6 protein-coding genes and 5 pseudogenes are annotated in these 13,261 nt (G+C 42.6%); all 11 read left to right on the forward strand.

Going from position 1 to position 13,261, the window contains the following annotated elements; genetic code table 11:
* Positions 1-18: 18 nt before the first annotated feature.
* Positions 19-1,638, forward strand: coding sequence for an ABC transporter substrate-binding protein (locus LCF57_RS03840; protein ID WP_225999513.1), 1,620 nt, complete (start codon positions 19-21; stop codon positions 1,636-1,638).
* The gene (locus LCF57_RS03845) at positions 1,610-3,244 is read left to right on the forward strand and encodes a glycoside hydrolase family 32 protein (protein ID WP_225999514.1); all 1,635 of its coding nucleotides are present in this window, start codon (positions 1,610-1,612) and stop codon (positions 3,242-3,244) included. The genes LCF57_RS03840 and LCF57_RS03845 overlap by 29 nt, the downstream gene beginning before the upstream one ends.
* A gap of 232 nt (positions 3,245-3,476) precedes the next feature.
* Positions 3,477-3,692 (forward strand): annotated as a pseudogene (locus LCF57_RS03850) (LacI family DNA-binding transcriptional regulator); the annotation flags it as partial.
* Positions 3,677-3,949 carry a hypothetical protein gene (locus tag LCF57_RS03855; protein WP_225999566.1) on the forward strand — a complete coding sequence of 91 codons (273 nt, stop codon included), beginning with the start codon at positions 3,677-3,679 and terminating at the stop codon, positions 3,947-3,949. The pseudogene LCF57_RS03850 and the gene LCF57_RS03855, both read left to right, overlap by 16 nt.
* Positions 3,950-4,309: 360 nt before the next feature.
* A pseudogene (locus LCF57_RS28080) lies at positions 4,310-5,320 on the forward strand (glycoside hydrolase family 32 protein); the annotation flags it as partial.
* A gap of 42 nt (positions 5,321-5,362) precedes the next feature.
* Positions 5,363-5,797: pseudogene (locus LCF57_RS28085) on the forward strand (family 16 glycoside hydrolase); the annotation flags it as partial.
* Positions 5,798-6,115: 318 nt separating this feature from the next.
* Complete coding sequence (locus LCF57_RS28090; protein WP_413232180.1) at positions 6,116-7,843, forward strand: GH32 C-terminal domain-containing protein; 1,728 nt, start codon at positions 6,116-6,118, stop codon at positions 7,841-7,843.
* 274 nt (positions 7,844-8,117) lie between these two features.
* The gene (locus LCF57_RS03865; RefSeq protein ID WP_225999516.1) at positions 8,118-9,494 is read left to right on the forward strand and encodes a discoidin domain-containing protein; all 1,377 of its coding nucleotides are present in this window, start codon (positions 8,118-8,120) and stop codon (positions 9,492-9,494) included.
* Between the two features lie 245 nt (positions 9,495-9,739).
* Positions 9,740-10,216, forward strand: a pseudogene (locus LCF57_RS03870) (hypothetical protein).
* A 124-nt stretch (positions 10,217-10,340) separates the two neighbouring features.
* Positions 10,341-11,255, forward strand: coding sequence for a class I SAM-dependent methyltransferase (locus LCF57_RS03875; RefSeq protein ID WP_225999517.1), 915 nt, complete (start codon positions 10,341-10,343; stop codon positions 11,253-11,255).
* Positions 11,256-11,446: 191 nt separating this feature from the next.
* Positions 11,447-13,170: pseudogene (locus tag LCF57_RS03880) on the forward strand (ABC transporter substrate-binding protein).
* Positions 13,171-13,261: the final 91 nt, after the last annotated feature.

Consider the following 13,261-nt stretch of genomic DNA (forward strand, 5'->3'; position numbering starts at 1 on the left):
CACACCGGGGGAATAGAGATGAAAAAAACATTACTAACCTTGTCAGCGCTGGTACTTTCTACTTCATTGCTTGCCGGATGCGGCGGTGCGGACAATAATTCTGCTGCATCCGAAGATTACAAGCTCAACAATGTCACTCTGCCGCTTAAAGAGAAAGTTAGCTTGCATTTTATGACTCAAAGCTCGCCGCTGGCACCTTCCGATCCAAATGAAAAGCTGATTTATAAAAGACTGGAAGAAAAAACGGGTGTGCATATCGACTTTACCAACTTCACCTCTGATTCCTTCATTGAAAAAAGAAACCTGGCAGTTGCCAGCGGGGATCTTCCAGATGCGATACTGGATGCCGGCTATTCCGACTACGATTTGTTGAACCTCGGAAAGGATGGAACCATTATCCCACTGGAAGATTTGATTGATAAATATATGCCGAATTTGCAGAAGGTATTGAAGGCAGCGCCTGAGTACAAATCCATGATGACCGCACAGGATGGGCACATTTATGCTTTTCCTTGGATTGAGGAACTGGGGGCCGGGAAGGAAAGCATTCATTCTGTAAATGACATGCCATGGATCAATGTGGAGTGGCTGAAAAAGCTGGGGCTTAAAATGCCAAAAACCACCGAGGATTTAAAAAACGTCCTGCTCGCATTTAAAAATGGCGACCCTAACGGAAATGGCAAAGCAGATGAAATCCCGCTGTCCTTCATACTCAATAATGGCAATGAGGACCTGAATTTTCTGTTCGGATCATTCGGTCTTGGAGACAACGGCGATCATACGGTAGTCACCAATGAGGGGAAAGTGGTCTTCGCCGCCGATCAGGACGGTTACAAAGAGGGGATTAAATACCTTAATGAGCTGTATAAACTGAACTTGATCGACGAGGAGTCATTCGAGCAGGATTATAACACGTATCTGGCCAAAGGCCAGAGTGAAAGATATGGCCTCTACTTTCAATGGGATAAGGCGAATATTTCAGGAGACAACGATAAATATGATTTGATGAATCCGCTCGCGGGACCAAGCGGTGAAGTCAATGTGACCCGGACGAACAATTTCGGCTTTGACCGGGGGAGAATGGTGATTACCAGCGCCAACAAAAATCTCGAGCTTACGGCAAAATGGATTGACCAGCTGTATGATCCCATCCAGTCCGTACAGGACAATTGGGGCACCTACGGCGATAAAACTCAGCAGAACATTTTCGAATACGATGAAGCGAGTCATATGCTGAAGCATCTTCCGCTTAAGGGAACTGCCCCTGTCGAGCTGCGGCAAAAAACGAATATCGGTGGTCCATTGGCAATTCTTGACGAGTATTACGGAACCGTGACGACCAAGCCCACCGATGCAGTGGGGCGGCTCAAGCTCATGAAGGAAAGACTCGTTCCTTATATGAAGGCTGACCATAATTTCCCGAAAGTCTTCTTCTCGCTGGAGGATCAGAAGCAGATCTCCACACTGGAAACCGATTTGTTTGCTTACGTTAACCGCAAACGGGCGGAATGGATCAAAACGGGCAAAGTGGAAGAAGAATGGGCGGAATATAAGGCCGAGCTGTCCAGACTGGGACTCGACAAATGGCTGGAAATTAAACAGAAAGGCTATGACAGATACCTTAAAGATCAAGGCTGAAACATTTAACAAGAGGAGAGTGGAAACCATTAAAGGAATGAACCTAACGGACGACAATAGCAGCAGAAAAGGATCACGAAACGATTATTATAGAGAGACGTACAGACCTCAATTTCATTATTCACCTGAGAAAAATTGGATGAACGATCCCAACGGCATGGTTTACTACGAAGGAGAGTACCACTTGTTCTACCAGCATACACCCCATGATACACGGCCTGACTTTGGTAGGATGCATTGGGGGCATGCGGTAAGCAAGGAGCTAGTGCATTGGGATGAACTCCCACCGGCAATTCCGCCTGGGGAGGACGGTGCGATCTTCTCGGGAAGTGCGGTGGTGGATAAGAACAATACAAGTGGATTTTTCAACGAAGAAGGATCAGGATTGGTTGCAATTTATACGAATGAGGGCAACAAGGCTCAGCCCGGCAAGTCGCAGGTGCAAAGCATTGCTTACAGCAAGGATAAAGGTCGAACCTGGACAAAATATGAAGGTAACCCGGTTTTATTCCCAACGGACACGCTAGACTTTCGTGATCCGAAGGTGTTTTGGCATGATGAATCGTCGATGTGGATCATGGTTCTTGCCGTAAGAGACCGTGTAGAATTTTACTCGTCTCCAAATTTGAAAGAATGGACTTTTGCAAGCGAATTCGGTTCCGACATTCCGGGTATCCACCGAGGGGTATTTGAATGTCCTGATGTATTTCGAATCCAAGTGGATGAGGATCCGAATACTATGAAGTGGATTCTGATGCTAAGCGTCGGGGATAGAAATGGTGTGAATCCAAACGATCCAGAACCACCGGCAGGCGGTTCGGGCATGATGTATTTTATAGGCAACTTTGACGGTAAGGCATTTACTCTGGATGAAACGTTGGAATCTTTCGATAGCATCAAATGGGTAGACTACGGATCAGATTTTTACGCGGCCGTGACCTGGAATGGCATTCCAAACGAGAACGGACGAAAGATTTGGGTCGGCTGGATGAACAATTGGCGTTATGCTACCACGCTGCCTTCCGAGGAATGGCGTGGCAAGACATCAATCCCCCGGGAGCTACAGCTTAGGACTTATCCGGAGGGACTTCGCTTAATCCAAGCACCCATTAGTGAATTAAGTCAGCTAAGAAAACCAATTTTGTCTCTGCAAGACTTGACGATTAAGCCAGGTATGAACGTATTGTCTGATATTTCTGCTGCAAAGGCAGAAATTATTGCAGAATTTGAAATCAGTACTGCCGTGGAATTTGGGTTTAAAGTACGGAAGTCTTCCGATCAGGAGACGATCATCGGATATAATATCTCGAATGGGGAGTTGTTCGTCGATCGGACGAAGTCGAGCACCATTGATTTCCATTCCGATTTTACAGCAAAACACAAGGCCCCTATGAAGCCAGAGCATGAACGGATACAGTTGAGCATTTACGTGGATTGGTCAAGTGTCGAGGTCTTCGGCAATCATGGAAAAACAATCATTTCAGACATGATTTTCCCTGAATTGGAAAGCAAGGGGCTAGAACTCTATGCTATTGGTGGAGAACTAAGGGTAGTGTCGCTTCAAATCAATGATCTGGTAAGCATTTGGGGAAATGAGACTGTTTAGACTTTAGTTACCGTTGCCCGGTTGCATGCACCCATATCTGAGCTTGGTCCAAAACTAATTAAAGTAACATCTTCTGCCTGGACACATAACACCCGGTCGGCTCACAACCGTATCGGGTGTTTTCGTATCCTTTGAAAGTTAGCAGAAGTCGAAAGACGTAAGAATCTGTCCGTGCATGCCCTGGCCAATTATCCGCAATTATAATTTCCATAAGAGAGATGGGGAGGGTTAGATGCCAAGTATTAGAGATGTAGCTAACATAGCTGGCGTAGCTGTGGGAACTGTGTCCCGAGTTATTAACAACTCGGGCTCTGTAAAACCAGATACACGCAGAAAAGTGGAGAAAGCTATACAAGAACTGAATTATTTTCCTAATGAAGTCGCTCGAAATTTCAAGATGAGGAAATCCAAGATGGTAGCCTTGCTGCTTACGTGCAAGCACTGGAACTGGGATTGGAAGTCAATTTTGATTATGCAACAAAAGTTCAAATTGCCGTTCACACGGCTTATGCGCTGGAACGCATGGTCATTCGCGATGGATTGGTTTATCGGGGGGAAGTGGAACTGCTCGACCAGCTTATATTCGAAGAGGTAAACCGTGCCTCCGGGATATTTGTTTCTGGTATGAACCTGACGCTGTCTGATGACGAAAAATATTATATTTGCGAAATGTTGAGCGAAGTATATAATTTTGTTTCACAGTAAGGGAGAAACAATATAAAGCGCTTTCGCATGAGTATGAAAGCAGCGAGAATGATAAATAATGATCAGTTCAGACTGGCAAAAACCTCCGATGGCTCGGGGGTTTTTTGTTGTTTATAGGACCTACCGGATGTATACAGATGTTTGGCACGGAACTTGCATTACTAATATAAATGAGAGAGACGAAAGGGGGGAGACCAGAATTTTGTGACGTATACAGCTTGAATCCATGGAATTGAGCTGCGGATAAAATGTAAACGCTTTATTTTTTTGATATCGTAGTACATCAGAGAAGTTGTAAAATTTCAAAAAAGGATGTGAAAGATTGTGAAGAGGAAGTTAAGTGTGCTGCTTATTTGTTTTATGGTAATGGGTTTACCTTTAACTCCCGCTTTTGCTGCGGACCCTGGTTATTATGATGAACCATACCGTAATCAGATTCATTTTTCCCCCGAGGCTAACTGGATGAATGACCCGAATGGAATGGTTTATTATAAGGGTGAATATCACTTATTTTATCAACACAATCCCTATGGGACGACATGGGGATCGTTGCATTGGGGTCATGCCGTAAGTAAAGATCTTGTTCATTGGAAACATTTTCCGATTGCATTATCTCCTGATGAAAAAGGGCAAATTTTCTCAGGAAGTGCTGTGATTGATTGGAACAACACAGCAGGATTTGGAAAAGAAGCGATGGTGGCTATCTTTACTCATGCAGGAGAAAAAGGCCAAGTTCAAAGTATTGCCTACAGCCTAGACAAAGGCAGAACTTGGAAGATGTATAAAGGGAATCCCGTAATGCCAAATCCACCTTTGCCGGATTGGCGTGATCCAAAAGTATTTTGGCATGAAGACTCCCATCAGTGGGTCATGTTATTAGCTGCAAAGGATAAAATGATGTTTTATACTTCACCCAATTTAAAAGAGTGGAATTACGCAAGTGAATTTGGCCAAGATGGCGGGATACAAGCAAATAGCCTTGATAGAACTTCTTATGCCATGACTTCACAAACTGGTGGATCATTTACTTATGAAGGGGATATTACCCTTAACGAAAAGAATGGCCGGGAGGGAGCAGGTGGTCTAGTTTTTCGCGCTGATAAGAATGCGAAAAACGGCTATGTTGTCAGCTTAGATGCAAAAAATGATGTCGTAACATTAAATAAGAATATAAATGGATCGAACCAGGAAATAGCGAGATACTCTTTAACCCTCGAAACTTCATCTACTTACAATGTGCGGGTGAACGCAGAAGGCGATCATATTCAGGTATTTGTAAACGATAAGCCTATTATTGAGAAAATAGATACTGAATTTAATTACGGTTATTATGGGTTAACAGCCTGGAATTCAACAGCTGCCTTTCGAAATGTAGAATTTAAGAATACCTCTAACTTTGCAAACAACTTATCAAAATGGAAAGTTGTAAATGGCAAATGGGAAGACACAATAGATGGAAAAAGTGGAACTTCTACAGAGAATGCTTTTATCATGAGCGGCCAAACAGGGGATAACTTTTTATATGAGGCAGACATTGAGGTAGCAGGTAATGGTACGGGTTCACTCGTTTTTAGAGCAGATGCTAATGCAGCGAATGGGTATATAGCGAATATTGATCCTTTAAACGATAAATTAAAAATCTTAAAAGTTGAAAACGGAAACATATCCGTTCTAGCTGAAAAAACAGCCCCTCTTGATACTGATAAAAGGCATCATTTAAAAGTGAGCACCTATGGAGAAAATATTAAAATGTATGTAGATGGTAATCTTATTCATGATGTGAATGATGCGACGTTCTCGTCAGGTAATTTTGGTTTGCACCTTTGGAATTCTTCTGTCCTATTCCAAGATGTTCAATTAGGCAAGAATATCATTACCGATGAAAAAGAAATTGCCAACCATGATTTTGAAACGGGAGATTTGACTGGGTGGACTACCGAACAAGGCAATGCTTTTACAAATGAGCATGTAACAGATATAGCATCTTATTGGGGTGGATCTTTTGGCCATCAAGGAAACTATCACTTGTGGGGATTTTCTGATATTCACAAGGGAGATGACGCAACAGGAGAATTGCATTCCCCGTATTTTAAACTAGGGGGTTCTGGAGAAATCAACCTGTTATTAGGAGGCGGCAATGATATTAGCAACCGCTATGTTTCATTAGTGAGAGCTTCTGATGACCAAGAATTGATTCGTCAAGCTAACACAAAATTCGAGGACGAAAAATATAAAAAATACGTATGGGATGCATCTGAGTATATTGGTAAAGTGTTATATATTAAAGCTGTAGACCAAGCGACAGGTAGCTGGGGCCATATAAACATTGATGATGTTAATGTTTATAATGAAGGGAGCATGCCACAGGAAGTTGACCAGGTTGCAAAAGAGCCAGAGAAAAATGATATGAAACAAAGCGGCCTTCTTACAGATTGGACTGCGGTTTCCGGTGAGTGGATTCCTTCTACACATGGAAACAACGGCGGAATATGGGAATGCCCTGCATTAGTCGAATTACCAATTGATGGTGACCCTACAAAAACAAAATGGGTGCTGCATGCAAGTATTAATGATGGAGCTCCAGCAGGCGGATCAGGCATGCAATATTTTGTAGGTAGCTTTGACGGCAAAACATTTAAAAATGAAAACCCTTCCGACAAAGTGTTATGGACTGACTATGGAGCTGATTATTATGCTGCTGTAGAATGGAGCGGGATTGAAGGGAAGAAGGGTGAAAAATATTGGCTCGGCTGGATGAACAACTGGCAGTATGCAAATAATTCACCGACATCAACCTGGAGAGGCTCAGGGACATTGCCGAGAAAAATGGAATTAACTCAAACAGAAGAGGGTTTGCGCTTAAAACAAACACCAGTTTCTTTAAAAAGCATTCAAGATAAGAGTGGAAAAATTTCCTACACAAATAAAGTGATATCCGGTGATAGAAATCTTTTATCTAACCTATCAGAAGATACATTTGAATTGAATGCTGTGTTTGATGTATCAGATATTGAAGCAACAGAATTTGGTTTCGAAATCCGTAAAGGAAGTAAGGAATATACCACTGTCGGTTATGATGTCTACAACGAGCAATTATTCGTTGATCGGACTCATTCAGGAGATTTCGATTACGGAAGTAATGTAGTTGGCAAGCATGAGGGACCATTACATGCTAAAAACGGCAAGGTTAAATTGCAGGTTATTGTTGACAGATCAGCTGTAGAGGTGTTCGGCAATGATGGTAAGACCGTTATTACCGATCAGATATTCGCGGATTCTGCAAGCAAAGGATTAAAGATCTATAGTAAGGGCGGAAATGTTAAGCTGAAATCATTGGACCTATATCCTCTAAAGAGTGTATGGAAAGAAAAAAGCTCTTCTTTTAAATCAAACTTATCAGGTTGGACCACCGTTAACGGGAAGTGGGCGAACACCATTCATGGAAAACAGGGACAGAGTGAGGGAGATGCTTTTATAGTATCAAAAGTGACTGGCAGGAATTTTGTGTATGAAGCCAATATAAACGTGCCGGATACAGATTCGATAGACAATCCCATTGGATCGGGTTCGTTGGTTTTTCGTTCTGACATAACAGCAAAGAATTCATATGCAGCAATTGTTGATATAAAAAATAATGTTGTAAAGTTCATTAAATTTGTTGATGGGACCGGATATGAAATTGCAACATATAACAATGATGGAAAAGTGGATTTACAGCCAAATACAGATTATCATCTCAAAGTAGTAGCGCAAGGCGATATCACAAAGGTTTATTTGAACAATAAATTAGTTATCGACACAAAAGATGAAACTTATAAAGAAGGATACTTTGGTCTCAATGTACGGGATACAACGGCTTTTTTTAATAAAGTTAAAGCCACCGAGCAAAGATAAGGTTAGTTAAATAATGACATTTGTATCTCTATGAGTTTAGTTTGTGTCGCCGAGCCGCGACACAAACTTTTTTTAATTATAGGATCCATTTCAGAGAAAGAATACCTTTCAAGGTTTCTTTTTTGGCTCTCTTGCATATGAAGGGACGCCTTCGTTCCAATATACGATTAAAATACCTAATTTAAATCATTAAGGAAAATATTGACTATTCTATCATTCCAGTGATAATATGATTTGTGATTATTTACAATAAATAGATATGGAGGTATATTTCATGATAAACAAAAAAGGAATGATGAGGGCTTCTCTTTCAGTGGCGATCGCCAGTTCATTACTGACAGGAAATGCTGCGATGATGTCCGCAGCTTCTTTGGAAAATGAGCGTGCAGTGGTTGCAACGTGTGATTCGACACTGGCTGATATGCCAGCTTATCTCAAATCATCGGTGGAGTGGGTTTGGAAGAATAGAATACTGACCGAAGGCTCGACTAACCGCAAAAATTTAATTTTCGATCAAATTTTTGCGGGAAAAGGCACTCTTAATTATGTTATACGCTGGCAGTCTTCTAAGCCAGTTACGCTTCAACAGCGTCAGGATATTGCTAGAATGCTAGGTCTGCAGATGAACCATTGGACAGAGCATCTCCAGGGATATGATGGCTGGCCCTACAAGGATATTAAAGTGAACGTGGTAGGCTGGGCTGTTGCCGATCCTTCACTGCTGCTGGACAAGCAGCCTGACGAGGTCGTTTATACAGATACCATTACAGATGTGTTAGCTTCCGAACAACCGGAAATTCCTGCTGCACTTCCCGTTGCGCCTAATGGAATATCCAGATTTGAGCATTTTTCAGACCCCGACTATTCGTACCCGGGGGGATTGGATAAACGCTTTGATATGTATCTTTGGGCTACAGAAAATTTCGGTGGGGGAGCCGGCGGCGACTGGGGACAGCGTATGAGTGACGAATATGTTCTGAGCACGGTGAACACTGATGAGATCGAAATCACGGAACACGAAATTGGACATGGCTTTGGACTAAACGATTTTTATGAAGAGCACGAGCGTCCACCGGGTGGCTTCCCAACCAACACCATTATGTGGGCCGGCAATTCCGATCATATCACAGACTGGGATATTTGGATGCTGCGTTATACCTGGAGTCAGCTCAAACAAGATACTTCCCGTTTCCCAAGTACAACTAACGGCGACGAGGGCCCCATCGACACATCGCCTGATGAAAACGTAAACATTGCGCCAGCTGCAAAAGTCAGCACTTCCTATACTTCACCTTGGGAAAATGTGAGCGCACTCAATGATGGCTTTGATCCAACCAGCTCCAATGACAGAAGTCACGCCGTGTACGGAAACTGGCCAGAAACGGGAACACAATGGGTTCAATATGATTTTGATCAAGAGCAAACGATATCCCAAACCGATGTATATTGGTTCAAAGATGGCTCTGGCATTGATGTTCCCAAGTCTTACAAGATAAAGTACTGGAACGGTCAAGGCTGGTCTAATGTTAAGCAGGCCAAAGGACTGGGCACTGCGGTAGATCAATATAATACGACCACCCTCACACCTGTAAAAACAACAAAATTAAAAATTGAAATGGTATCCAGAGGTTCGGCATCCACAGGGATTTAAGAGTGGAAAGTAGCGGCCAAGCAATAAGTTATTCTAAAGGTTGTTTCTTGCGATATTGCAGGAGACAGCCTTTTTTTATTCATAGCCGGAACCACTGGAGTCCGATCATATCAGGCTTTTTTGCATCTTCTTGATTATAGCGCTTGTTTCGTTCATATTTGTATGCAAGGATCACAGGGAATGAACGAGTGTACGATAATATGTATAATAAACGTCAGACATGAAAGAAAAGAGGACAGAGAGCGATGTGTTATGACGTGAATGCTCCTTATAATGTACATGTAGCATATGGACCGGTGTTTGAGCTGCTCAGCAGCTTGCATACCTTTATTTGCCGCAAGGCTTACAAGAAGACCGATTTATCATCGGAATGGGCGGAGCAGGTACGTGGCACGCTGTCTCCTGGTTTGTCCGGATTGCTGGAGACGATGGAAATCAATGCAGACTGGAAGGTCATCTACGGACTCGTCTGCATGCTTACCGATCAAGGAGGTATTGATGAGGTTGTAGATCGTCTGGAGAGCCAGACTGCACAGGAATTGAACGACCAGGCATTGGCCTAGCTGTCCAAGGGAATCACGCATGACCATATATTTAAGCTCCGTACCGCGGGTTTCATCCATGCTCATTTTGATGGCGAAACATTGCTTGGTTACAGCGCGCGGCTTTCGGCCGTGGATGAAATGCACGCGAGTATCCTTGGCTATATGGAGCGAACTTAGATCATTTTTTTCTTGACAAAAATATTTATTTATGCTATAATTTACTTTTATGAAATTTGTGTTTATAATGAGATTCTCCTGGCCAGGGGAATCTTTTTTTGTTTATCACTAGGAGGATAAAGGTATGAAGCAAAATGAATCCAGTTTAACTTCCCTAATATCAGCTTTTGGCAGAGCATACCACAGTCAATATGACACACCCAAAATTTTTGATGATTTTATCGCAAAAGATCTAATCTCCCAAAAAGAGTTTTCAGACATCAAAGAGAATATGATTCAAGGGATACCATTTTTTAATAAAGATATTGCTCAAAGGTTCCAGGACGATCCAGATGAAATTTTAAAATGGATTACACAAGTCCAGCTTTCTCCAACGCCCTTAGCACGTGCTGCGTATTGTGAAAAAGTATTACTTAATGAAGTAAGGTTAGGATTAAAACAGTATGTCATCCTTGGAGCTGGGTTGGATACTTTTTGTTTCCGGCATCCAGAATTGCGAAACAGTCTGGAAATATTTGAAGTCGATTATCCGGCTACACAGGAACTTAAAAAGCAAAGGTTAGATGACGCAAGTTTAAAGATCCCGAGCCATCTTCATTTTGTTCCGATGGACTTCACCCATCATTTGTCTTTTCAAAATCTAATAGCTCAAGGGTTTGATCACCAAAAAACGTTCTTTAGCCTTCTGGGTGTTTCTTATTATTTAACTAAAGAGGAAAATGCAAGATTAATAAATCATTTGTTTGCCCAAGTCCCATCGGGAAGCTCAATCGTGTTTGATTATTCAGACGAAAACCTTTTTAAAGAGAAAGGAATGTCTAACCGAGTTGATAATATGGTGAAAATGGCTTCCGCCAGTGGAGAACCAATGAAATCATGTTTCACTTATTATGAAATTGAAAATATGCTGAAAAAATCAGATTTACTAATTTATGAACATCTGTCACCAGCTACAATAAATGACCTTTTCTTTGAGAATAGGACAGATTATTTAACTGCATTTGAAACGATTCATTATATCCATGCTATAAAAAAATAATAATACCGCTCATAACGACTCGCCTCTCAATCTATGCTTAGGATTGAGAGTTTTTTTAACTCCAGTCACTTTATATAAAAATAATGCAGTTCTCCCTTTACAGAACCCTATTAAATTCCTATAATGAGATTTATCTTATTAATCACGACTTGTTATATCGGAATATACTGAATTAACTTGGGGGGATTATTTTGAAAAAGGGAATGATTCGGCTTGGCAGTCTGCTTCTGGCGGGCTCTGTCTTGTTGGCTGCTTGCTCTAACGGGGGGGCGGACAGTGCTGACAATACGACGGCGCAAAATAATGAGAACACGCAGACGGCTGGTACAGCGCAGCCATTAACGAGCCTGGTGCAAGCTTCTGATCTGTCCAAATTGCCGGAGGTGTCGCAAAAAAGAAACGACACGATTATTGTCGGTCTGACCGACCCGGCAGGCGTGTTCACTCCGTATTTTAACCAAAGCGGTTATGACGGCAATGTGATCTCGCAGTTGTGGACTCCGCTGGTTACGGTAGACGAGAAGGGGCTTCCACTGCCCAATCTGGCGAAGAGCTGGGATATTTCCAAGGATAATCTAACGTACACGTTTCATCTGGTTCCAGGTACCAACTTCAGTGATGGCTCCCCTTTGACAGCAGAGGATGTAGCTTTTACCTGGACGTTGATCTATGACAAAGCCTATCCTGGCGACAGCCAAATCCGAAAGCTGAACATTAAAGGCGGCAATGCCTATACAGAAGGCAGAGCACAACAAATTGCCGGAATTAAGGTGATTGATCCGCAGACCATTTCTGTGACGTTAGAAAAACCAAATGCGCTGGCACTGACAATTCTAGGTGAGTATGTGCTGTCCAAAGCTTACTATGGCAAGGATTACAAGTTCGGGCAGCTGGATTATTTTAAAAATCTGCATGGCAATCCTCTGGGTAACGGGGCTTATAAGCTGGAAAAGTTTGTTCCAGGGCAAGAGGTTCGTCTGGAGGCAAATGATCATTTCTTCAAAGGAAAGCCGAAAACACAGCATTTCATCTACAAAACAGCGGAGGGCGATGCTTGGCAGTTCATTGAAACGGGCGATACCGACTTTGCTTCCTTCACCGCAACGCAGGAAAATATCGACAAGCTAAAAGGGCTTGGCTTTTTGAACATTTTGCCTTACACCCCAAGCACTTACGGATATTTGCAGGTCAATCTGGAAAATGAAAAGCTGAAGGATAAAAAGGTTCGCCAAGCGTTGACCTATGGACTGGATCGTAAAAGCATTTATGTCGACGCCGCTCAGGGGGCAGGGGTGGTGGCTAACATTCCAGCTTCCCCAATATCCTGGTCTTACACGACAGGCGGAATCAACCCCTATAACTATGACCCGGAAAAAGCAAAAAAGCTGCTGGATGAAGCGGGCTCTGGGTAGAAGGCAGTGACGGTATCCGTGAGAAAAACGGTCAGAAGCTGACCATTCACTTGCTAACCTCCAAGCGTCCCGAAACAGATACTTTTATTGCGCTTGCGGCTGAAAATTACAAAGCAATTGGTGTAGATTTGCAACCGGAAATCTTCGCAGACTTTAATGCCATGGTCGCCAAAGTAGAAGGCAAGGATTATGATCTGGCCGCCTTCTCGACAGGGATGCTGACAGATCCATCTGATGGAATCGAGCCATTCGTCAATGGAGAAATCAAGGGATATAACAATCCAAAGCTCAAAGAGTTATATGAAAAAGGCTTGTCTACGACGAATATTGAAGAACGCAAGAAAGTATATAAAGAATTATATGTGCTGCTAAATGATGAATTGCCCGTCATTTTCACCAACTACAAGAAGACAGTGTATGCCTACAATGGTCGGATGGAACATGTAAAGGTCAGTCCGTTCATTGGCTTATCTGGTAATCTGTTCGAATGGTCCCTTAAATAAGTAACGCCTGCGGCCCCTTGTGAAGAACATCAGGTTCGGATCAAGGGGCCTCGCCAAATGGGAAATGCAGTTTGAGCAGCCCGATCCTGAG

The organism is Paenibacillus sp. BJ-4 (genome assembly GCF_020404765.1).
In the GTDB taxonomy this organism is placed as follows: Bacteria; Bacillota; Bacilli; order Paenibacillales; family Paenibacillaceae; genus Paenibacillus.